Source organism: Okeania sp. SIO2C2 (genome assembly GCF_010692625.1).
Lineage (GTDB): Bacteria > Cyanobacteriota > Cyanobacteriia > Cyanobacteriales > Microcoleaceae > Okeania > Okeania hirsuta.
The window spans coordinates 18891-43190 of sequence record NZ_JAAHGM010000043.1; the positions used below are offsets into that span (position 1 = coordinate 18891).

19 protein-coding genes are annotated in these 24300 nt (G+C 36.3%); 10 read left to right on the forward strand and 9 right to left on the reverse strand.

The genetic code is table 11. The features are described from left to right. Positions 1–259: 259 nt before the first annotated feature. Both F6K18_RS25865 and F6K18_RS25870 read left to right on the forward strand, forming a co-directional pair. A complete protein-coding gene (locus tag F6K18_RS25865; RefSeq protein ID WP_287525163.1) occupies positions 260–2518 on the forward strand; it encodes a protein-arginine deiminase domain-containing protein in 2259 nt (752 codons plus the stop codon). Between the two features lie 504 nt (positions 2519–3022). Beyond that, a complete protein-coding gene (locus F6K18_RS25870) occupies positions 3023–3343 on the forward strand; it encodes an antibiotic biosynthesis monooxygenase (protein ID WP_124145868.1) in 321 nt (106 codons plus the stop codon). Between the two features lie 576 nt (positions 3344–3919). On the opposite strand, the gene infC is transcribed toward F6K18_RS25870, so the two are convergent. The 3 genes from infC to F6K18_RS25885 all read right to left on the reverse strand — a co-directional run bounded on the left by infC (position 3920) and on the right by F6K18_RS25885 (position 10163). After that, complete coding sequence (gene infC / locus F6K18_RS25875) at positions 3920–6613, reverse strand: translation initiation factor IF-3 (RefSeq protein ID WP_287525164.1); 2694 nt, start codon at positions 6611–6613, stop codon at positions 3920–3922. Positions 6614–7136: 523 nt separating this feature from the next. Further along, entirely contained in the window at positions 7137–8465 is a 1329-nt protein-coding gene (locus F6K18_RS25880; protein WP_287525165.1) for a hypothetical protein, read from the reverse strand. 372 nt (positions 8466–8837) lie between these two features. After that, positions 8838–10163, reverse strand: a complete 1326-nt coding sequence (locus tag F6K18_RS25885) for a hypothetical protein (RefSeq protein ID WP_287525166.1) — start codon at positions 10161–10163, stop codon at positions 8838–8840. Between the two features lie 337 nt (positions 10164–10500). On the opposite strand from F6K18_RS25885, the gene F6K18_RS25890 reads away from it, so the two are divergent. From F6K18_RS25890 to F6K18_RS25900, 3 genes are all read left to right on the forward strand, one after another. After that, entirely contained in the window at positions 10501–10809 is a 309-nt protein-coding gene (locus F6K18_RS25890) for a Uma2 family endonuclease (RefSeq protein ID WP_353735172.1), read from the forward strand. A gap of 16 nt (positions 10810–10825) precedes the next feature. After that, entirely contained in the window at positions 10826–11143 is a 318-nt protein-coding gene (locus F6K18_RS25895; RefSeq protein WP_353735171.1) for a XisH family protein, read from the forward strand. An 81-nt stretch (positions 11144–11224) separates the two neighbouring features. Then, positions 11225–11560 carry a XisI protein gene (locus F6K18_RS25900; protein WP_287275172.1) on the forward strand — a complete coding sequence of 112 codons (336 nt, stop codon included), beginning with the start codon at positions 11225–11227 and terminating at the stop codon, positions 11558–11560. A gap of 148 nt (positions 11561–11708) precedes the next feature. Here F6K18_RS25900 and F6K18_RS25905 read toward each other — a convergent pair whose 3' ends face one another. The 4 genes from F6K18_RS25905 to F6K18_RS25920 all read right to left on the reverse strand — a co-directional run bounded on the left by F6K18_RS25905 (position 11709) and on the right by F6K18_RS25920 (position 15521). Continuing rightward, complete coding sequence (locus F6K18_RS25905) at positions 11709–13454, reverse strand: GUN4 domain-containing protein (protein ID WP_353735173.1); 1746 nt, start codon at positions 13452–13454, stop codon at positions 11709–11711. A 139-nt stretch (positions 13455–13593) separates the two neighbouring features. After that, positions 13594–13929: a XisI protein gene (locus F6K18_RS25910; protein WP_287525167.1), complete on the reverse strand. Its 336-nt coding sequence runs from the start codon at positions 13927–13929 to the stop codon at positions 13594–13596. After that, on the reverse strand, positions 13917–14333 hold the full coding sequence (locus F6K18_RS25915; protein ID WP_287525168.1) for a XisH family protein: 417 nt from the start codon (positions 14331–14333) through the stop codon (positions 13917–13919). The genes F6K18_RS25910 and F6K18_RS25915 overlap by 13 nt, the downstream gene beginning before the upstream one ends. 408 nt (positions 14334–14741) lie before the next feature. Further along, positions 14742–15521, reverse strand: coding sequence for a photosystem II S4 domain protein (locus F6K18_RS25920; protein WP_287525169.1), 780 nt, complete (start codon positions 15519–15521; stop codon positions 14742–14744). A 7-nt stretch (positions 15522–15528) separates the two neighbouring features. Between F6K18_RS25920 and F6K18_RS25925 the strand changes: the two genes are divergently transcribed. Then, the gene (locus F6K18_RS25925) at positions 15529–15684 is read left to right on the forward strand and encodes a hypothetical protein (RefSeq protein ID WP_161564317.1); all 156 of its coding nucleotides are present in this window, start codon (positions 15529–15531) and stop codon (positions 15682–15684) included. 209 nt (positions 15685–15893) lie between these two features. On the opposite strand, the gene F6K18_RS25930 is transcribed toward F6K18_RS25925, so the two are convergent. Beyond that, positions 15894–16400: a hypothetical protein gene (locus F6K18_RS25930; RefSeq protein WP_287525170.1), complete on the reverse strand. Its 507-nt coding sequence runs from the start codon at positions 16398–16400 to the stop codon at positions 15894–15896. Between the two features lie 237 nt (positions 16401–16637). On the opposite strand from F6K18_RS25930, the gene serA reads away from it, so the two are divergent. Continuing rightward, entirely contained in the window at positions 16638–18221 is a 1584-nt protein-coding gene (serA, locus tag F6K18_RS25935; RefSeq protein WP_287525171.1) for a phosphoglycerate dehydrogenase, read from the forward strand. 376 nt (positions 18222–18597) lie between these two features. Beyond that, positions 18598–19491, forward strand: a complete 894-nt coding sequence (prmA, locus tag F6K18_RS25940; protein ID WP_287525172.1) for a 50S ribosomal protein L11 methyltransferase — start codon at positions 18598–18600, stop codon at positions 19489–19491. 447 nt (positions 19492–19938) lie between these two features. On the opposite strand, the gene F6K18_RS25945 is transcribed toward prmA, so the two are convergent. After that, complete coding sequence (locus F6K18_RS25945; protein ID WP_287525173.1) at positions 19939–20502, reverse strand: hypothetical protein; 564 nt, start codon at positions 20500–20502, stop codon at positions 19939–19941. Positions 20503–21073: 571 nt separating this feature from the next. Between F6K18_RS25945 and der the strand changes: the two genes are divergently transcribed. Next, positions 21074–22435: a ribosome biogenesis GTPase Der gene (gene der / locus F6K18_RS25950; protein ID WP_287525174.1), complete on the forward strand. Its 1362-nt coding sequence runs from the start codon at positions 21074–21076 to the stop codon at positions 22433–22435. 483 nt (positions 22436–22918) lie between these two features. Further along, complete coding sequence (locus tag F6K18_RS25955; RefSeq protein ID WP_287525175.1) at positions 22919–23941, forward strand: energy-coupling factor transporter transmembrane protein EcfT; 1023 nt, start codon at positions 22919–22921, stop codon at positions 23939–23941. Positions 23942–24300 lie beyond the last annotated feature (359 nt).

Consider the following 24300-nt stretch of genomic DNA (forward strand, 5'->3'; position numbering starts at 1 on the left):
AGACATCTAGTGAAAATAAACTTACCCTTTATTTAACATAAGCTAGAGTAGTAAAAGTCAGTTCCCTAAATCATTTTTCGTACCTTTTTCCTAAAAATCTATTCCCTGTTGCTTTCCGGAGCTGTTGCCTGTTGCCTGCTATGTGCAAAAATTCTATATCTTTTTCATGCCTATGTCTAATATTGAAAAGATCGGAAATTAGTCCTCTGAGTTGCCAAAAATCCGCTAAAATCCATTAGTATATATGAGGATGTATACTATGTGTTGGATTAGATATGTCAAAATAGCTCTAGTTAATACCATTGGAGCATTAGTAGCAATTATTTGGGTGCCTGTTCCTCAAGCAGTGGCACAACCTTCACTTCTAGAACAAGCAAACTCAGCAGTTTCGCCTTTAGAAACCCTCGAGTCAATAAACAACAACTTAAAAACTACAAGAAAAGTAAATTCACTATCAGAACTTTACCAGCTTAGAGACGAAATAAAAGCTGAACTGAATAAAGTTTCTCAAAGGCCAACTCTCCAAGAAGTAGAAGAACCCTGGCAATACCAATTTCACCTACAACAGTATGAAAAAAACCTGAAAAACTTCCGTAATGTAGAAGCTAATATTATTAGAGAAGAAAAAGCACTCCAAAGCTGGAAGCAAGCGATCGCCAAAGCAAGTAAAGCAGTAGAAAAAGGAAAAATAACTCAGGCAAATTACCAAACTTGGCAAGAAGCAGAAAATCTTTGGTTAGAGGCAATTTCTAACCTGCGCGAAATTCCCCAAAACTCCTTAATTACAGATAAAGCGATCGAAAAAATGATCGAATATCAGGGTTATTTAGCAGTTGCCTCCTATGAAAAAGTCATAGCAGCAAGAAGATGGGTAGAAAAGACAGAAGACAATACAAACAATAATACAAGCAATTATTCACCCATTGCATATAGCTTATCTCCCGGTTTCACTATGTATGGCGACACCAATAGAGATGGAGAGTTAGATGAAGCTGACAGATCGAGTAGAGAAAAATGGACTTTATCAGAAGGTGCATTGATGCTATTTAATAGCGATGATGATAATGGCGATCAAATACCAGATTGGCGCGATCGAGAAGTTAATGGGGAAAGTGATGAAGCAGACTTGGCGTTGGTGAATATTCAAGTAGCAGAAAATTATCAAGATGCTCAAATCTATATTGCAACCGACACAGATGCTAGTGACTATATTAATGTCTTCCAAAAAACAGAATACGGATGGCAACCAGTAGATATTTCTGGTACTGAAGCATTAATATCTAGAGAGAAAGTATTATTAGGGGTGGAAGCTAAACAGTTCGCCGACCGCAATTGGAAAGGAGTCGTTAAATTAACAGCGATCGCTGAAAAAAATGGCAGAAAAATTGCTTCTGATAGTATTCAAATCGGTGTAGTTCCCTGGTTAATGTCTCCCAATACTGCTCCAGTCAAAGAACTTCATGTCAGCGAACGTGGTTTTGGCAATCAAGAATTTGTCGCCAAAATCAAACAGATCGTCGAAAGAACAGGTGCTAAAGCTCAAATTAATTCTGGTGGCACCACCTGGATGCAAGATACTAAAGAAATAGGTTATGTGCAATTTCCCTCTCAAGGTAAAACCCATAATATGAATGTGGTACTCAAAGCTAACCGTCCTGGGGAAAATGACCAATATGCTAGAAGTCTGCTCAAAGAAGATTTTGGCTGGTTTGAAGTAGGTAAACCTAGACAACTCGATCCCCTAAATAGATGGGCAGATGCTTATGGCAACCTAGAAGTGACACCACCTCTACCAGGATACGATCTGGGAAGAATTTATTATGGTAAGGCAGGTGAAGTAGGTCTGAATCCAGAAATTGTTGATTTTATTAAAGCGCAAAAAATTCAAGGTCCGCCAGTAGATATTGATACTTCTTGGTTAATGATTCGTCATGTAGATGAAATTATTACTTTTATTCCTAGTAAATTTGGCAAACCTTTAATGTTAATTGTTAGTCCAGAAGCAGGGGTAAAACTATTACAAGAATTGAGTCAACAAGGATATGGACAAGCGGCAATAAATCGTGGTTTAAGTACTCAAACAACGGTACGAGCAGCGCTAAAAAATCAGAAGTTAATTCAGCATAATCTCTATTTACAGCGGGAAAAATTAGACCCATTAATTGAAAAGTTGAAGCGGGAGTTTAATTTAAGCGATGACCAGATTATTCAAGTGCCAGCTATGTTTGGATATAGTGGTTATTCTTGGTGGCCGAATATGGTTAATTCGGTGGTAGTTAACGGAGAATTGTTAGTTTCAAATCCCGTAGGAGCATTAATTAATGGTAGAGATTATACTCAGGAAAAATTCCGCAGGTTAGTAGCTGATGCTGGTTTAAATATTAATTTTATGGACGATAAATATTATCAGAATTTAAGGGGAAGTATCCATGATGCGACAAATACAACTCGTTTAGGAAAAAATAATCCTTTCTGGAAATCTTTGTCTGAGGATATTATTTCAGGGAGTAGGGAATAGGGAGTAGGGGAGTAGGGGAGTGGGGGAGTAGGGGAGTTTCACAGGGGTAGGTTTTTTATAATTGTATCTTAGGGTGTGGGAAGAGGGGGAAGAGGGGGAAGTGTGGGGAGAATTTCGCCCATTTTTTGTATAAAAAAGCACACTTTGCTTGAAATTTTCTACTGAATAGAAGCGATCGCTCACCCCTTTGTTAAAAACCTACCCCTGTGAACTACTACCTACTCCCTCTTTTCCGGAGATGTCTATTGCAATATTTGAAGATGAAACAGTCTACTATAGCAATGTGCGCTGGCATATTTACAAATTGTAGGAATTGTCCAATAGCTAAAAGTCTTATATTATCAGCTTTTTATTCCCCCTATTGCCTATTACCTGTTGCCTGTTGCCTGCGTGCAGCGCCATACATGATTTAATATTTATTTGACAAACACTTTCTTAATCAAGTTAAGAAGTCTTATTTTTGACTTTTGATTTGCTATTAAACCCTATCTATCAGGAGAAAAAATGTCTGATTTTATGGATTTTTTGAAGCATAAATATGCTTATGTTGCCTTGGGAGAATTTAAACCAGGAAAGTTTGAAGAAGCAAGAGAACTTTATGAAAAGGCAGTTGCTACCTATAACGAAGGTTTTAAGGGAGCTTATTTATTGCAGTTGCCAGGAACAGATAAAGGTATTGCTGTAATTTTTTGGGAAGGAGTTGAAGATATGGATGCGAATCAAACTGATGCTTATAAAGCGGCATTGGAACAAATGTCACATTTATTTGCTAAACCACCAGAAACTAATTTTTATGAAACTGTCACTGAGATATTGCCAGAGTAATTTGGCAGATGAGGGTAATTTTTTGTCAATTTAATTAGAGAAATTTTACCTTTAATATCAAATCTGTTGGCTACGGTTCCCGATAAATCGGAGTAATATAATTCCGTTGATCGTCATACAATGCGTAAGGGCGAATGGCCATTCGCCCCTACCCTTACAATATTGTCAAAGTTTTTAGCCTATTAAGTATAACTTCTGACTTATGATTTCCGTGAAACAGTATAAGATTTCAGCTTCTGTTTTTACAACTGATAACGGCTTTGTTGCATGAAAGTATATAGCTGCCGCACAAGCAAGTGCAGAGCTACAACAATAACGCGCTGAAACTGCTGTAACTATTGGACAATAGATAAATAGAACATCACTCTGGGAAATCAAAAACCTGAAACCTATACAGGGAAAAGCTTTGAGCAGATAACGGCAGAGCAATAACTATTGGACAATAGTAAATAGAACATCAATAGTCGCCAAAGATAGCGTACGCTTGAGTAAGGGACTAGCAAAAAAATAGCTTACCAGATCGTCTTTTGTGCAACAAAGCCACTGATAACTGAAATTACCCCCTACTCTTGAATATTACGAACTAATTTTGATTGTAATCTGAATCTTATTTGCAACAGAGGGAACGCGCCATTTTAACAGCGATCGCTTAATTTCTTCTACAATTTTTTTATCCTTCAAAGTGGAAAGTTCATCATCTAAAATTACTCGAAGTACGCGATCGCCTTTTACCTGCAATTCCAAAACTATTTCACCATTAATATTTGGTGGAACATCCAAATTTTGTAAATGCTGTTGCAGATTTTTTTCCCCTACTGCATCTAACCCGATAACTTGGATAACTTGCAAAGTATTACGAGTTAGTTTTGCAGAATCTTTTTGTTTAAGAGAAAGCACCATACCCATAAATTTCCCGGATAATTTTGGTTCTGACTCCATATCAGCAACTTCTTGCAAGTCAGTAGCTATACCTTTGAGGAATTGCTCGCCTTGCTCGGAAGTCGGAACTTTATGAGCATGAATTGCTATAGTAACTACAACCTTATCGTTAGTTTTGAGAAAGCGCTCTATATGAGAAAGTCTTACTTGATAGTCATTATCAGAAATATTGTAGCGTATTCTTACTTCTTTAGTAGAAACAGTTTCCTGTAGTTCGCCTTGTTTCAAGAACCTCGAAATTCCTTTTTTACTACCCGAAAACCCTATATCTTCTCCTTGCTCCATCCAATCTGTTGTTTGAGGTGCTGAATCTGTCAAACACAGATCCATCTCATCTGTTGCATCACAACCCAAATCTATAAATTCTTCCTCCATGCTATCTGTTGCTTGATATGCTGCTGCTTTTATACTTAGAAGCGATCGCGTATTTAGTGGTGCTGAATAAGCTACCATACCCTTAGCCGCAAAGTTGTTTATTTGAGGTATTTCAGGTGGAGTACCGAACCCCTGATAACTCACTCCCTCTGGCATTTCCACAGGCACTTCCATCGAAATACTCTTACCACCAGGTTCAACTCGCACTTCTTCGCTCACCGCAACAAACGCCGTATATTCAGACAACAATTGATAACTTAAAGCGGTCTCCGTCACTTCTTTTACTATCGACTTCTTATCATAATCAAACATCTGATTCATCAAATGCTTAATCTTTTGCCTGGCCCAAATTTGAGCAACTGCTATATTGTCAGACTCAGCAAAATGAAGATCGAAAGTCTGCTGATAAATTTCCCCACCAGCAGCAATACCATTAACCTGTAACTCACCTCCCACAGCATCCTGTTTGTGCCCAAATAAAACCAAAGGTTGTTCGGCAAACAAATCTGCAGTTGTCACCGGATAAATTTCTGGTACTTCACCCCTACCATTCCAGTTAATGTCAATTTGAGTCAATACAGGATTATTAATTTGCTGAAAAAATTTCTCTGCTACTTCCTGAGTGGGTTCATCCTGTCGCACAACCCTGGCAATACCCCGCCCAATTTCTGCCAAACGGTTAATTAAATATCGATTTACCGAACTACCGACACCAAAACTATAAAGTCGGTTGCCTGGTTGGAGTTGGTCTTGCACTTCTGCCAATACTGCTTTTTCATTACCAATATAACCATCAGTCAACATCACAATACTCCGTAGTCTTCCCGCAGGTGGAGGCGGAAAATTCAAAACTTCCTGGATGCCATTAAGTAATTCAGTGCCACCATTTGCATTTAATTTGTTGATATAGTTAATTGCAGTGGCAATATTTTTAGGTGTATTCGGTAGAGGTTGTTCTGACAGTTTTCTGGCAGTATTGGAAAAGTCGATAATTGTGAAAGTATCGTTGGGGTTAAGTCCGTGAATAAAACGGCGCATCAATTCCTGACATTTGAGCAATGGTTCTCCCCTTTGGGAACCGGAAGTATCCATCAGGAAAACGACATCTTTCGGCACAATTTCATCACTGCGATACCGTAAAGCGGGAATTAGATAAATGGCAAAATATCCACCACGTTCGTCTGCTTGAGTTAATACGGTTGCTTTGGTATGATTGCTAGCAACTTGATAGCGGAGAATGAAGTCTTTATTTGGTATGGTGTCTTCATTTCCTAATTTAACCGTAACAATTTCTCTTCGCTCAGATGTTTGAATTTGGTGGGATATGGAATTCACCTGAAAAATTGGCATCCCACAGTTTATTTCTACTGTCATACCAATATCATGTCCCGAACGAGTTGCCGGGGGAACTATTGGTGGTGTAATTTGACTAGCATCGGGAACTTGGTCTGTATCGCCACTTCTATCTATAGGTGTTCCGGGAATATAACGAGGTGCGACTACCATTGGAAATACAAATTCATAGTCCCCACCTTCAAACTTAAGGGAGTCTGTATAGCGAATAATTACATCTATTTGCTCCCCTGGTTTAATATTGGCAAGAGATTGAGTGAAAATATTATCGCGCTGTTGTTCGAGTAGTCCAGCAGTACGACCTTGTTGTTTAGCTTTTTGGTAAATTTGTTTTGCTTCTTCCCGTTTTTTGATATTGCCTTTAATCAGGCGATCGCCTATTTTGATTTCCATTTCATCGACTGCTGCTTCGTCTGGTAGTGGGAAGACGTAAGTTGCCTCTAGGGGTTCGGTGAATGAGTTCTCAAATTTTTGAGTTACTTCGATGCGGGATAGGTTGCCCGCTATTTTGGCTTTAACTTCCGTGTGTTTCAGAGGAAAAGTCAGTTTCTCCTCTGAGGATACAACGTATAATCCTGCGAGAGTTGGTGTATTTGTAGACATAAGTGTGTATCCTCCTAAAGAAATTAATTTGTTTTGTAATACATTAACTTCTCTTGTAACATAGCAATTTAAGAATTGTCTATTAAGAATTGTGTCTTAATCAAAACTTTTAGGAATAGGGAATAGAGAATATGAAATAGGGAGTAAGGGAAAATTTGTTTCGCAGAATCTCTGTTGAAAGAGAAGAAGATTTTTATTGTGACTAATTAATGATACTTGATAGAATAAATCTCTGTTGGGTTTCAATTCCTCAACCCAACCTACAATACTTTTTAATATAAAAAATAGGTAGACGATTTCCAAATATCCCCTACCTAATAGACATCTCCAATAATAGAAAATCAAATCAATTATCGTACTATAGGAATCATATTTTATTCGTAGCAAAAATATTACTACTTTTTAGGGAACATAGAACAGGTGAGATTTTCAACTTTTTTATTTACTTTTTAATTACCCGCAATCTATGCGCGGATTGCTATAGATATATCAATTTTTTTGCTCTACTCCCTACTCCCTATTTTTATAAATTTTTCTGTTTATTCTTAGCAAATTTCAATAATTCTTGAGCTTCTTGATAATAAGTTGTCCCTGGTTTGACATTCTCTAACTGATTAATAATAGATTGAATTGTACTAGCAAGTATACCCTGATTAGAATTATCATCAACAGCATACCTTTGCCAATCAGCTATCAAATTTTTAGCCTGTTTAAAAGCTTGCCCTGACTGTTTTTCTAACTGTAGTCGCATTTTCACATTAGCTAAATTAACTTGATATTCTGCTAATTTTGTCTGTGCTTCTAAATAACTAGGGTTATCTACTGATACTTTCTGCAATTGACTAATTGCTTGTTCCCATAAACTCGCTACCAGTTGCCATTGTTGTTCTGAATGGGGTGCATTTTGGGAAGCTTTAGCTGCTTCAAAACCAAATTTTTTCGCTACTTCCATTAGAGTGAAACTCCGCTTACTTCCCTCAGCTAAACCTGCCTCTTTTTTGAAATCTCGCTTAGTCGCTGCTAATTTAGGTTTCACCATTTTTCCAGCGAGAGTAGTTGGTGGAATTTGTTCTAACTTATCTATTGCTACTTGCCACTCAGCGATCGCCTGCTCTTTTTCTGTGGGAGTTGTCGCTTGCTGATACTGCTGTTTAGATATTTTAACTGTTTGCTCTGCCTCTTTTAACAATGTTTGAGCATTTTTTTCTTGAAACGCCTTAGCTTCAATTTTTCCTACCCTTTTTCTCGCACTTTCAAATTCATCTAGAGTAAATTGCCAAGTACAACTAAAAAAGGTGCAATATCGTTGGGGATAATAACCTAAAAACCATACTGGCAAACCATCTAAGTGTTTTTGTGCTTCAGTAACTCTTTGCGTTCCCAAATTAATATCAGCGCTAGAAGTTGCTTTATTTATCAGTTGATCTGCTTGTTCCGTTTTAGCGATCGCCTCTCGGTAGTTACGATCCATACTTATGTAGCTTGGTAACAATACCATCGGTGCCACTCTCGCCACTGGTTTCCGAACCATAGGAAAAGGTAAATTTGCTACCCAGACTAAACCAGCTACTCCGAGAGCAGCTAAACCTGCTAACTGAAGTAATATTACTTTTCCTGCGGGATGGTTTTCTCTTGCTGCTTTTTTGAGAACTTCTTCACTAAAGGTCGGATATTGGTCTACAACTAATTCTCGTAATTCTTCTAATTTAGCAGGTTCGCCAGACTGCATCCGTAGTTTTTCTAATCGCTTCAGAACTATTTTCTGGCCTATTTCACCTGTGAGGTCTTCTTTTGATAATTTTTTAATTTCTTCACTTAATATTTCGTAAGCATAGTTATGGAGACGTGGCATATTTTAACCTCTAGATTATAATCATTTTTAGTTTAAGCGTAATTTTTTAATTAGTCATCAGCAAAACTATCAATATTTCTTGATAAATTTAGCAGCATAAAGTAAAAATATCTGTAAAAATACTGATTTATTTTGAAACAGAAGTTTGACTTTTGAACGCCTATCTATATAGACCTCTCCGAAAAAGAGAGAGTAGGGAGTAGGGAGTAGGGGGAAATAATTAATGATTTCTGGACGATAATTGATTTGATTTTTAATTATCGGAGATGTCTATTAGGTAGAGAATTTTGGAAAATATTCTACCTAATATTTGGAATAAAAAACCTCATCCGTGCATCCGTGACAAAATCCCTGTTTGCCTCTAATTTCAACTTATAAATTTTTCTGTTTATTCTTAGTAAATTTCAATAATTCTTGAGCTTCTTCATAATAAGTTGTTCCTGGTTGAACATTCTCTAACTGATTAATAATTTCCTGTAACTTACTAGCAAGTAAACCTCGATCAGAATTATCAATAGCATATTTGTGCCAATCTGCAATTAAATCTTTACCTCGCTTAAAAGCTGTTCCTGACTCCGTTTCTACTTGTAAACGCATTTTAGCTTCACTCAGTTTTACCTGATATTCTGCCAATTTAGTTTGTGCTGCTACATAACTTGGATTATCTACAGAGATTTTCTGTAATTGACTAATCGCCTGTTCCCATAAATTCACCGCTAGTTGCAATTTTTGTTCTGGATGGGGTTCACTTTCAGAAATTTTGCCTGCTTGCAAAACAAATTGTCTAGCTGCTTCAATGATCACATCACTACGTTTACTACCACCAGCTAAACTCACCTCTGCTTGAAAATCTCGCTTAGTTGCGGCTAATTGTGGTTTTGCCATTTTTGCAGCAACAGTAGTAGGTGGAATTTGTGCTAACTTATCTATTCCAGTTTGCCAGTTAGCGATCGCCTCATTTTTTTCTGTTGAAGTTTCAGCTTCCAGATATTGTTGTTTAGCTGTAGCAATTGTTTGTTCTGCTTCTGTTAACAATGTTTGAGCATTTTTTTCTTGAAATACCTTCGCCTCCATTCGTCCTATCTGTTTTCTCGCCGTTTCAAATTCATCTAATGTAAATTTCCAAGAACAACTAAAAAAGGTACAGTATCTTTCAGGATAATAACCTAAAAACCAAACTGGCAATTCATCCAGATGTTTTTGTGCCAAAGCAACTTTCTCAGCACCAAAATTAATATCTGCACTAGAAGTTGCTTTATTAATTAATTGATCTGCTTGTTCAACATTAGCGATCGCCTCCCGATAGTTATAATCCATATTTATATAACTAGGTAATAAAATTATTGGTGCTATTCTAGACACAGGTTTACGAATCATTGGATAGGGTAAATTTGCCACCCAAACTATCCCTGCTATTCCTGCTAGTGCAGCAGGTATCAAAGCAATTTTACTCAAAATTCCTGGTGGTTTATTTGCTTTAGCTGCTTTCTGAATAACTGTCTCACTAAAATTAGGAAATTGGTCTTTTACTAAATAACTTAACTCTTCTTCTTTTAGGGGTTCTCCTGATTGGAAAGTTAACTTATCCAATCTTTTCATTACTATATTTTTTCCCACTTCCCCAACCAAATCTTCTTTAGCACATTTGTCAACTTCTACCTCTAATATTTTATAGGCTCGATTATATAATCGTGACATATTTTTACCTCTAGATTTATTGCTTATATTATACTCGGATAATTTAGTGGAGCAACAGATCTCAAACAGTGCAATGGTTTGTTATGACCGATTTTGAAACAATTATGATAGCTTAAATTTTAACCCTCTAATGCACCCTAAAACAATAAACTTTTTAGCTATTTCAGTCCAGTAGATTGCCTTAAGGTACAACTCAACAGATATAACATATTGTTGGGTTTCCTTTATCAACCCAACCTACAAAGTTTCAATACTTTTTTATTATTGTCAGCATTAAGGAACAAGATAGAGGTGCAAGTAAAATTATGCAAGTAAAATTATTTATTATCCTTGCTTAATTGCTGAAGTTTTGTATCTAGGTACTGAAGCTATTTGTCGCGGTAAAAAGTTTCAAAATTATCGTCGTATTTATACTTTGAAAGAATATGTTTTGATTGATGCCCAAAAGATAATGGTTGAATGTTTTCGACTTAATCAAAATGTGATTTTAGAGCAATCAGTAGGTTGGGTTAAGCGACAGCGCAACCCAACACCAAGCTCAAATCTTTTGGGTTTCGGTTCCATGCTTCGCAACGCTAACGCGAACAACCCAACCTACAAACTGTCAATAATCTTTTATTATAGGCATAAGAGCGAATTAATATAAATTGTGATGTAAAATTATGGCTGCCAAAGATGTTTTTCATAATGCTGTCAAAAATGCCTTAATCAAAGAAAATTGGATTATTACTGACGATCCTCTTTTTTTAGAATTTGGTGGGGTTGATATGTATGTCGATCTGGGTGCGGAAAAACTTGTTGGTGCAGAAAAAGATGGAAAAAAAATTGCTGTAGAAATTAAAAGTTTTATTCAAAAATCAATAACTTATGAATTTCATACGGCATTAGGTCAGTATTTGAATTACCGTTTTATTCTTGACCAAAAAGATCCGAAGCGAATTTTATATTTAGCCGTTTCTGAAGATATTACGTTTTTTTAGGTTACTATTTACTTAAGGATTCATTGCAGAACAACGCCTTAAATTAATTATTTATAATGTAGAGCAGGAGGTAATTATAGAATGGAAAAATTAGAAAAATACAGAAATTATGTTGAGCAAATAATTAAAGAATACGGACAATATAAACCATCTTATGGAGAGGTAGAAGTACAAACAATTTTTGACCGGGAACGAGACCATTATCAACTTTTAAATGTCGGTTGGGATGGGAATGAAAGAATACGAGGTTGTGTTTTACAAATAGATATTAAAAATGAAAAAATCTGGATACAACATGATGGTACAGAAATTGGTATTGCTGGTGAATTAGTAGATTTAGGAGTTCCATCATCAGATATTGTTCTGGCTTTTCATGCGCCTTATAAACGAAAATATACAGGTTTTGCTGTGGAGTAAATTAAGGAATTCAAAAGTCAAAAATCAAAAGTTAAAAGTAAGATTTTTTCAGGGAAATTAAAAGTTAAAAGTAAGGTTTTATAGCCATAATAAATGATTCGTGAAAAAAAACTGTAGGGGTTTGCTCTCCAAAACCATTTACTTTTTTCTACAAGTCTTTGCTGAGAATATCTAAGTACAATTTTAAGATTTTGTACAAATTTAAGACTTTTTCTTTTATTTCTTTGTCTGAATTTATTTCTCTGATTAAGAAATTTTTGTGCTCTTTCTTCTGCTTTGTTTTCAAACTAGGTATTTCCGCAATCCATAAACACGGCAGCACACCCTCTAATTCCAAGTTAAGGTCATTGTATAATAACCACTCCCCCTGCTTTCGCCAACCCAAACTTTCGCACAAATTATTCAAAACCTCTATTTCCGAGTCTTTTGTCTTATCCTGATTACGGTAAATTTTCTTTTTCTTTTGAACACTGAAGCCAAATTTACCCCCGCTATATTTTACCCAAAGTTGATCTATAGCACGAAGGTTATCAGAAGATAAGTTTTCAATGGCTTTTGAGTATTGTGAGTATTTAAAGTCGCTTAATCTTAAGCGCAATAATAGCAATAATAGAGATATAATTACTGTTCCTACCAATACTCCTGCAAATACCTGTAGTAGTTCTATTGATACTATTACTCCTACTCCTCCGAATCCTATTACAAATCCATATACTGTCCCTGCTAATATTCCTGAAGGGAGAGGTTCACTAAATTCCACTTCCATTTTTGATTTTTTTACTCGTTTTACTCCCTCTGCTTTTTCTATTACTTTTAGTAATACTCTAAAAACTACTATTAACACTGATACTAATACTAAAAATTCTAATGCTCCTGTCCTTGTCAACACTGTTGCTGCTATTACTGTTCCTACTAAAGCTCCTGTCACAAACCCTACTATCATTTCTCTCCAAAATACTGATAAGTATTTTTTAATTTTATTAGCTTGAAGTATCAGATCGAAAGTTTCATCATTAGCTTCTTTCCACTTCTCTGCTGCTAATAACTGACGAAGTTTGAAATATTTAGGAGATATCCCTTCTGGTAAAACTTGCAGTAGTTTTTTAACCGCTCCATTTTCAAAAATATAATCATTATTATTCGATTTCATTTTAGAGCAAAGTAACTGTTGAATTTTTGGGTAATTATTAATCCAATAATTTGCATTTCCTTTATCCTTTAATGGCATTATAGAGTTATTTGATTCAGGAGATTGATCGATAGCAGATTTTTCTAACTCAGCAAGTAGTTGATTGTTATTTTTAAGTTCAACAAGAAGACGGGGGTATTTGAGTGTCAGTGCAGTAAACTTACCCATCTGTTCTATGGTTATAGTTTGCCTCTCAGCAAAAGTAACTCCAATAGAATAATAAGCAATATAAGTTTTTAATGTCAGGGCATTAACATATTGTTTTAAACGACGGGGGTTATTATCAAAAAAAGGAGCAACTATTTCAATCAGGTTAGCAAGATTTTCTGGTTCTAAATCTTTTTCAATAACTGGAAAAATAGGTAATTCTGGATAGGAAAGCTCTGTTTCTTCAAATTCTGAGTTTTGTTCTAAAATTGGAGATTCTCTTACTTCTGATTCTGCCTCTTTTTTTGGTGAGAATAATCTGTTAAAATTTTTGGTAATAAAACTATGAGGAATTCCAAAAAAGTATTTTTCTTCATCACTCTCTATTTTTATCTGACTTCCAGATACTTTTTCCAAAAAATTATTTAACGTATCTGGAGAAGATTCAGGAACAGAGAATGATAATTGTACAAACTTTTCCAGAAAACTAAAACCATAATCTACTTGTTTGATAGACCTATCATTTCGATTTTCCCACTTTTGATTTTCTTGAGCAATTGAAGCTAGAAGCGGAGCTTGGCGTTAGTCAATGCCATTTGCTTCGCATAACTATCGTTAACGCTCCTAAATATAATGTTTTCAACGTTAATTTGCGTAAGTCCCGTTATAATTATCAATAATAACTAAATGCTTACGTTCAGTTTTTCCCATAACGAGAAAATTGACGCTTAAAAGCAGAATGAAAACCGATAACTATATCTGAAGTAGGTACACCCATTTCCACTAATCTCTCAGCAACAGATTCTTCCGTACCATTATATTGAATCCAAATTTTGCCATCTATAATATCAAAGTGCATCACAGGACCAAATACTCGTTTATCCCCTTGCCAACCTACATAAGCTAATTGATAATGGTCACGTTCTGCATCAAATATTAATTCATCTTTTACTGTATTATTAGTATTTGCTATTTCTGCGTGTGAACTCAAAATTTCCTGAACAAATTGTCGATATTGTTCTAATTTATCCATTCAGAAATCACCTCCAATTCAGGATTAAAAATAATCAGTTTAACTTGATAACGTTTAAGAGAACGTTGGATAAAAGGAAGCTGAAAAAAATCTTGATAAGTTTCTACAGGAATAGCTAAATAAACAATTCGGTCTGCTTCTTGTTCTTCAAGTGCTTGACAATAGTTAAGATATTGTCCCAATGCAGTATGAAATGAACTAATATCTGAGTCTGCAATAAAGCTTTTAATTTCTACAGCAATTTTTTCAGAACCTCTTTCTGCTGCAATAGCATTTTCTGCTGCCAAATCTATTTGTAATTTGATCGCTTCACTAATCCGAATTGTAAAAGGATCGTGGGTGATATTCCATCCATCCTTGATTAAAGCATTTTTAACCTGTTGATGGAAAATGTCTTTAGCCATTGTCAAGAATTTAGAATTTAGAATGCGCGAATTTAGAATTACCTCTTCTTATAAATAAGAGGATTGGATCAAAGGATTTTTTTTCTTCTCTTGGTCGATTGGATATGGCGAGGTTTCCTCGCCATCCCACCCTACGGGAAGCTACGCTAACGACCGCTTTTTTCTCCATTCATGGAGATGCTTTATACCTGAATTTTTCGGTAAATAATTTTTATAATAGACATCTCCTCCAAAAGAGGGAATAGGGAATAGAAAATAGGGAACAGGGAACAGGAAAGAATAATTAATAATTTTTGGATAATGATTGATTTTATTTTTGATTTTTGGAGATGTCTAATAAAGGAAAAAGGAGTAAATATATAGCAATCCGCGCAACAGAAATCTACTCCTGTCTCCTGACTCCTTCTTCTAAACATATCGCGTTAAATTCACTCGATAACGTTCTTTTTTCGTAATTGCAACATCCCCTACTTCTAACCTCCCTTTTCCTCGAATTGCAATTAAATCTCCTGTTTTCACTGTATAACTTGCCTGACTAATTTCCTTCCAATTTACCCGCACATCTCCCCCTTCAATAAAATTAACCATTTTACTGCGAGACATTCCAAAACCAGCAGAAGCAACTGCATCTAATCTCATCGAAGCTTCCACAGTTGTTAACTCTTTCTTTTTCGGTTCTCTTATTCTTAAATCACTCAATTCTAGAGGTTTAACTTTAACAGGAACAGACCGAACTTGTTGCAGATTCATTTCTAAATATTCCACCAATTCAGGCACTACTATTACCTGAGCGCCACGTTCTCCCAAAACAATAATATCCCCAGTTTTTTCTCTGACAATTCCCGTACCCAACATCGAACCAAGAAAATCTCGGTGAGTCGCAGTATCAAACAGAAAATTTCCCTCAATATTAATCGCTGTTAATTCCACACTTGAAGTATCAATAGGTAAATCTGAACGAGCGATCGCTAATCTTTTTCGTTCCGCTTGAGGATAACCACCCCAGGAAACTAATTCTACTTCTGTCAACTTTTGAAAAATTGCTTCCGACTCAAATATTTCTGGCGGTGATAGAAAATCACTCTGAGTAATTTCCCAAGTTCTGATAGCTTGTTCTGCTAGATCAATAATGCGAGTAATAGTTTCGCGATTTTCAATTCCTTTGAGAAGTTCTTCTTTTGGTAACATAATTTTTTTGCTGAATAAATTTATTTCACAGGAGTCAGGAGTCAGGAGTCAGGAGTCAGGAACAATGAGAGTGATAATTACAGCAGATTCGGTCGTATATGAGGTACAAATATTAATGTTTGCTAACACAAAACTTTCCTACGAAATACTCCGCAAACGCTAATATATGTCTGTAGTGCGGGCATCTTGCCCGCAACCAGATTTGATATAACCCGATTTCAAATAAGAAGGAATTAAGTAATCAGAACTTACGCAGGGACTCTATATATAGCAAGGGCGTTAGCGGAGCTTTGCGTTAGCAAATGCCATTCGCCCTTACCGAAAAACTTCCTTCTTCTTCCCTCCTGACTCCTGAGGACTGACTCCTGACTCCTAATTTGCAGTATATCCTTGGATATTTTCTGGTTTAAACTGATATAAAGTACGAGTTGCTAGACGAATCAGAGCTTCTGAACCCTCAACAACAATCAAATACTTACCAGCATTAAGGCGGTTACGATAGGGAACAGCATCACCACCACCAAAAATCAAACCCACTCCACCACCAACAAAAGTTCCACCCATTGCACCAGAAATAGCTCCCAATATACCACCAATAAAATGATTACCAAATTCTCCTGCCCAGGCAAAAGTATTCAATCCCGTAATCAGACTAAAAGTAACACCAGCAGCAAAACCAAAAGGAGCAAGCCAAGTAACCATTTGTTTTGCTTGTTTACGGGCCTGCTCATTAGGATCGATTAGGCCATATTCATCAGCAGTTTTATAGCCCCGGCCCAATATTGCCACTTGCTTCATTGGCAAGTCTTGTTTTTCCAAAGCAGAATAGGCAGATTCAGCTTGAATGCGGTCTGATAATACAGCAACGAGATAATTCATAAAATTCGATCGAAGCAATCTAAAATATTTCTGACAATCAATAAAATTATAGGCCCATACTGGTACTCTGAAGGTAAGGTTAAGTCAGCAGTTAATGTTTTTGCTAAATAAACATTATTAATTACAATTTATAGTCTGGCAAAATCTCCTGCTGTTTGAAAAACTCAAAAATCAAACTGAAGCGAAAGTTTCAGTAGGTAAAACAGTCACATAATTCAATTATTCAACTAATTTCCTATGCCAAAAGTTCTTGTATCCGATCCCATAGATAAAACTGGAATTGATATTATCTCCCAAGTAGCTCAGGTAGATGTCAAAACAGGTTTACCCGCAGAAGAACTTGTTAAGGTTATACCAGAATATGATGCTTTAATGATTCGCTCTGGTACTAAAGTTACTAAAGAAATTATTGAAGCTGCTACTCAACTAAAAATTATTGGTCGTGCTGGAGTAGGGGTAGATAACGTAGATGTAACAGCAGCAACCCGCAAAGGTATTGTAGTCGTTAATTCCCCAGAAGGAAATACGATCGCTGCAGCAGAACACGCCCTTGCCATGATGTTATCTATGTCGCGCCACGTTGCAGAAGCCAACCAGTCAGTTGTTAGTGGCAAATGGGACCGTAAAAAGTTTATTGGGGTAGAGGTTTACAAAAAAACTCTCGGTGTTGTTGGTTTGGGTAAAATTGGTTCCCATGTAGCTAAGGTGGCGAAAGCTATGGGTATGAAAATTCTGGCCTACGATCCATTTATCTCTAAAGAAAGGGCAGACCAATTGGGTTGTAATTTGGTAGATATGGATTTATTGGTCCAAGAGTCGGACTACATTACTCTCCACATACCCAAAACTGATGAAACTTATCATTCAATTAATGCTAAAACTTTCACAAAAATGAAGCCCACAGCTCGTATTATTAATTGCGCTAGAGGTGGCATTATTGATGAAGTTGCTTTGGCAGAAGCTTTAAAAGAAGGCAAAATTGCTGGTGCTGCTATAGATGTGTACGAAAATGAACCTCTAGAAGCTGAGTCCCCACTACGAGAGCTAGGGCAAAAAATTGTGATGACTCCTCACCTGGGAGCTTCTACTGCTGAAGCTCAGGTGAATGTGGCAATAGATGTTGCGGAACAGATTCGAGATGTGTTGTTGGGGTTACCTGCTAGATCGGCAGTGAATATCCCTGGTATGTATCCAGATACATTAGAAAAACTTAAGCCTTATTTGTTATTGGCTGAAACTCTTGGTAATTTAGTTAGTCAATTGGCAGGTGGACGAATTGATTTTCTGAATGTCCGTCTTCAAGGAGATTTGGCCACTGGGGATAGTAAACCAGTAGTAGTGGCAGCTCTCAAAGGTTTACTCTCTCAAGCTCTGCGAGAGCGTGTAAACTATGTAAATGCTTCAATTGAAGCTAAGGAAAGAGGTATTCGAGTAGTGGAAACTAAGGATGCTTCAGTCCGGGACTATACTGGTTCGTTAGAGTTGGAAGCAAAGGGTTCTCTGGGTGACCATATTGTTAGAGGTGCTTTACTTGGAGAAGATGAGATTCGGATTACTAATATTGATGGATTTCCAATTAATGTCCCCCCAAGTCCTTATATGTTATTGACTCTACACCGAGATATGCCCGGAATTATTGGTAAAATTGGTTCACTTTTGGGTAGTTTTAATGTGAATATTGCCAGTATGCAGGTGGGTCGTAAAATTGTTCGGGGTGATGCGGTGATGGTATTAAGTATTGATGACCCATTGCCAGAAGGAATATTAACTGAAATTATCAAAGAACCAGGAATTAAGGATGCTTATACAGTTGCTCTTTAAATAGGTCAAATAGTCAACAAGTTATTGTAGTGGACTGACACAGCTAAGATAGTGCGTTACGACTGATTGTTAAATACCTTTCACAAGATTATTGGGGCGGGGGCGGGTTTACCCAGTCGTGGGTGACACCATTAACTTAACGCGGAACCCGCCCCTACTATTCACCATTTTAGGCGTGTCAGTCCACTACAATCATCAACTAACAAATCTAGAATACGTAGCACTATAAGAATTGGTTAGGACATTTTTCAATCCTGTTGGTGGAGCGTTTCTGCACCGAAAACCCTTTTACAGTTCGCTATTCCCTGTTCCCTGTTCCCTGTTCCCTATTCCCTAGCGCGTAGCGCTATAACAATGTAGAAAAGCTGAAATTTTTATGGCATATAACTGGTGGGAAATTAGAGTATTGTGTCACCCAAGTCTCGAGGAAGTCATTGCTTGGCGTCTAGATACTTTTGGTTGCCGAGGTACTGCGAGTCAAGTCCAAGAGAATCAGTGCTTGATCTGGGCCTATATACCAGAAGAACAAGCTCAAATGTTGGACTTGTCAGCTTTGGCCGTACACTTACGTCAGGATGCCCTATGTATGAATCTACCAACTCCAGTAGTGAATTGGGATTTAATTGAGGAAGAAGACTGGGCAAGTAGTTGGAAACAATATTGGCAACCTCAAGAAATTGGCGATTACTTTCTAATTCATCCTGCTTGGCTAGATTTACCAGAAAATTTAGATAGAATTATCCTTCGTTTAGACCCAGGAGCGGCTTTTGGTACAGGAACTCATCCTACTACGGAGTTATGTTTGGAGTCATTGGAAATGCGTTTGGGGTTGGAACCTAATCCAGAAGCTATTATTGCTGATATTGGTTGTGGTAGTGGTATTTTGTCCATTGGGGCAGCATTATTAGGAGTACGCCAGATATATGCAGTTGATATTGACCCACTAGCAATTAGATCCACTATTGGTAATCGGAAATTAAATGATATAACGGCTGAAAAATTAATTGTTGAACATGGGGATATTGAGCATTTAATTAAGTTAGCTTCTGGTCCGGTAGATGGTATAGTTTGTAATATTTTAGCTGAAGTAATTATTGATATAATTCCACGTCTGGAAGCGATCGCTAAACCTACAACTTGGGGGGTTCTTAGTGGAATTTTACTAGAACAAGCTAAATCAATTGCTGATACTTTGGAAGAAAATGGTTGGGTTGTGGCCACTCTTTGGAAACGAGGAGAGTGGTGTTGTTTTAATATTCGGCGTTCTTAATTAGGGTTTGTGCATGGAAAGTCTTTTTGCTCTTTGTAGGAGACAGGAGACAGGAGACAGGAGACAGGAGAAATAGGAATAAGCGAGGAGATAGGAGCAATTGTAAGAATGATTTTTCTGCCCAACTATGCGCCTAAAATACGCTCCATGCATGAGTGTTTTAGACGTGATACCAGCCACTTTTTAAAGGCCCCAAAAAGCCACTTGTCTTTATATGTCAATGCTTTTAGATTTAATCAGCAAGCCCTAATTAATTTTAAGAAGGTTTTAGGTGGTAGATAATAGGTGGTAAGTAGTAGGTTTGAGGTGGTAGGTTTGAGGTGAAAATTTTAAGAACGAAGATATAGCAGTGGAAGGAAAGGGCGCGGACATATCAAAAGTTTAAAACTCAGACAAAGCCAGATTTTTCCTTTTTCACTTCTTCTCTCTTCCTTTTTCCTTCTTCCTTCAGCTATAAAAATAAATATAACTACTACAATAAAAAATATTAACTAGAACTATCAATACTTTTCCGATTGCAGAATTAATGCTAGGAAATATCCACAAAGTTGCTAATAACACCAGTAAAATTTCTATCAAGGCAACAATTGCTCCATAATGTTTCGGGTCCCAATAAGAAATAGGGCTAATAAATCGATAATTACTTAAAGGGAAAAAATGTCTATGAGCATCATTATTATGTACTGGTAAATCACACAGAGAATGAAGCACCAAACTAATACAAATAACTTGCATAATTTCCCAGCCAAAATAGTAAGAAGTTAGTAATAAAATTATCGCTAAAGGAATAGAATGAAAAGTAGCAACAAGATTTTGTATTAATGGTTGATAATAGGCATCTGACCAAATTTTTGCTTCTGGTAATCGGACAATAAATTTTGCCCAAAAGTAGAAAATAAAGATTGGAATATCTGGTAAAATTCCACCTATTACAATTGCAAGATTAGCTTGTGGTAATTGTGGTTTAGCAAGAAGAACTAGATTAATAATGGCATGACTTGGTGTATTCATTAGAAGTAAGAAACAAGAAGGAAGAAGTAAGAAGGAAGAAGGAAAAGAGATTTGCCCTTGAAGTGAGAAGATAATTTTTTTTCACCACTAATAGACATCTGGTAAAAATCAAAAATAAAATCAATTGAAGAAGGAAGAAGGAAAAGAGATTTACCCTTGAAGTGAGAAGATAATTTTTTTCACCACTATCTATATAGACATCTGGTAAAAATCAAAAATAAAATCAATTATCGTACAGGAATTATCAGTTATTTCCCCCTCCATACCTATTCCCTATTCCCTATTCCCTCTTTTCTGGAGATGTCTTATTAAACAGAAATGATATAAAACTTGCTTCAACAAAATTCTTGCTACAATAAAAGTTTGAAGAATTTATATAGCAATCAGAAATCAGATGTGAGAATTGAGGTGTTCCTTTAAAGCATAGAATATGGCAGTTATCTTATTCATATATATTCGTTTTTTTCTTCTTCCCTGTTGCCTGTTGCCTGTTGCCTATTGCCTAAAAGTCTTCAATATCTCACAACTAAAATCATATTGTTATATTTAGCTAAACTAATTAAAATTAAGTATGTCCTTACCTATAGTAGCTATTATTGGCAGACCAAATGTGGGAAAGTCCACAATAGTAAATCGCTTGGCCGAAAATCAAGATGCAATTGTCCATGACGAACCAGGAATAACTCGCGATCGTACTTACCGTAACGCATATTGGCGAGACCGAGAATTTCAAGTTGTAGATACAGGAGGCTTGATATTTGATGATAATACAGAATTTTTACCGTTAATTCGCGAACAAGCTATGGCCGCTCTCGCAGAAGCAAGTGTTGCTATTCTTGTAGTAGATGGACAAGTTGGTCTGACTGGAGGAGATGAAGAAATAGCTAGATGGCTTCGTCAACAACCTGTCCCTACCCTCCTAGCGGTTAATAAGTGCGAATCTCTGACAGAAGGATTAACCCAAGCTGCGATGTTTTGGGAATTGGGTTTAGGAGAACCTTATCCCATTTCTGGCATTCATGGCAATGGCACTGGAGAATTATTGGATGAGTTAATTACCCATTTACCACCTATTACAGAAATTCCAGAAACAAATGAGGTTAGAGTAGCAATTGTTGGTCGTCCTAATGTGGGTAAATCTAGTTTATTAAACGCATTTCTTGGGGAAAATAGGGCAATTGTTAGTCCTATTTCTGGTACGACAAGAGATGCTATTGATACTGTAGTAGAACGTAATGGAAAAATCTATCGTTTGATTGATACTGCTGGTATTAGAAAAAAGAAAAATGTGGAATATGGTGCAGAATTTTTTGGTATTAATAGAGCTTTTAAAGCTATTCGTCGTACTGAAGTTGTTCTGTTTGTAATTGATGCTTTAGATGGGGTAACAGAGCAAGACCAAAAATTGGCAGATCGGATTATTGAGGAGGGTAGAGCTTGCGTTATTGTGGTGAATAAATGGGATGCTGTGGAAAAGGATGCCTATACTATTTATACTTATGAACAAGAAGTAAGATCGCGACTATATTTTATGGAATGGGCAGAGATGATTTTTATTAGTGCATCTACAGGAAAAAGAGTAGAGAAAATTCTAGATTTAATAGATAATGCCGCTAATGAATATCAACGTCGGGTAACAACTTCAGTTATTAATGAAGTTTTAGAGGAAGCTGTTAGTTGGAACTCTCCTCCAACAACTCGTCAGGGTCGTCAAGGAAAAATTTATTATGGAACTCAAGTGACAAGTAAACCACCTACAATTGCTTTATTTGTGAACGATCCCAAGCGTTTTCCTGATAATTATCGTCGTTATATACAAAGTCAGTTTCGTCAACATCTAGGATTTACAGGAACACCTATAAGATTACTTTGGCGTGGCAAAAAAGCTAGGGAAGTAGAGCATAATACTGTTAATAGAGCAACTCGTGTTTAGGAATAGAAAGAAGGAAGAAGAAAGAAGGAAGAAGGAAGAAGGAAGAAGGAAAAGCTTGCTTTGTCTAAGTTTTAAGCTTTTGATACAGCAGATTTCGGGCAAATGATGTACAGGATAAATCGTGAAAATCATGTAGCGTGGGCATCTTGCCTGCGTTTAGGCATCTTGCCCGCGCGGGTGTACCTCATAACAAAGAAAAACGCTGTATGTCCTAACCTTTGTTTAGACTGCTATAATTTTCAATTCAGTTATTAGTTAAGCCTCTTCCAAAAGAACTATTTTAACAGTAATTCCTGGAATAGGAAGGCGAGAAGATGCAGAATTTTTTTGTCAAAGTTAAATATTAATATATTTGGTTGGCAGTTTTTTTATTGGCTAAATAATTTTATACCAGTTCGATAAATGTTTGTTACGAATTTCTGTTCCCTGTTCCCTGCTATAAAACCTAGGACCTAAAACCTAAAACTTACAACCAAAGTAAAAATGGATTTACTACGATCGCTTCCTTTAGGACTATACTTAGAAAAACCCATAACATGGCTACATAAACTCGACCCTAGAGTTAAATTAATCTGGCTAATGAGCTTTCTGGTTAGCCCAGTTTTGAGTAGTTCCATCTGGCGTTTAATATTAGTAGCTATGTTAATTGTATTAACATTTAGTGCCTCAATTCCTTTACGAGTTTGGAAACGACAAATGGGTTGGTTGCTCACATTATGTTCTTTGGTTTTTGTAATGAGCGCAGCTATTGCTCCTGATGGACTTTCAATTAACTATCAACCCCGTTTACCAAAAGATGAATTAACCTTTGCTGAACAAACTACTAATTTACCACCAGTACCAGAAGCGAGAAATTTTTCAAATTTTTTGGGATTAATAAAAACAGAAACTTCAACTGAATCAACTTCTGAAACACAACAGCAAAAAATAACAGAATTACCTCAACCTACCTCTTATAAGTACGTCATTTTTCAACGAAGAATACTGATTATAAATCTGACTATAACTCGTCGTTCAGTAGATTTAGGTATTAGGATTGCCACCTTATTATTCACTGTTATTTATAGCACGAACTTATATCTTTTAACCACAGGGTCAGAAGAAATTACAGCAGGTATAGAAGACTTAATGCAACCTTTGAATAAATTCAATTTACCTGTAACAGAAATAAGTTTAACTTTAACGTTATCTTTAAGATTTATTCCCCTAGTTTTAGAGGAGATACAGAATTTAGTTCGTTCAGTTAGAACTAGAGCAATTAACTGGAAAAAACTAGGACTGCGACAAGCTTCTCAGGTATGGTTAATAGTAGCAGAAAGACTATTAGAAAATTTGCTATTACGAGCAGATCAAATTGCCAGTGCAATGAAAGTGCGAGGTTTTACAACTCCCAATCGACATAAAGTACAATGGCACGATCTACAGTTAAAGGTATTGGACTGGTTAGTATTGGTTACCTTAGTGTTATTCTGGTGGGTTAGGTTAGTTTGGGGAGGACAAAATTAAAACAAAATTATATATTCTTATAGATAATTATTTATCTGGTATGGTTAATATGTTCAAAGTAAAAAAATTTCAAAAAGTGCTGTGGGATACCTAGTCACTGATTGATTTTGTTGATAATTTTTAAGACAAAAATTATAGATTGATATTTGAGTTGAATATCAAATAATTATCATTGCAGAAAATATATTTTCTGGGTCTATTTACTTCTAAGAGCATTTAATAATTTACAGAAAAAAACAAAAACCTAAATTTATCTGTTAAGCTGTAAAATCTAAAATCTAAAAAATTAGAGGCTTTCAATTGACAAAGGCCACTAAGTTATTTAAAAATCCTGTCATTATCTGCTGATTTTTAAGCCT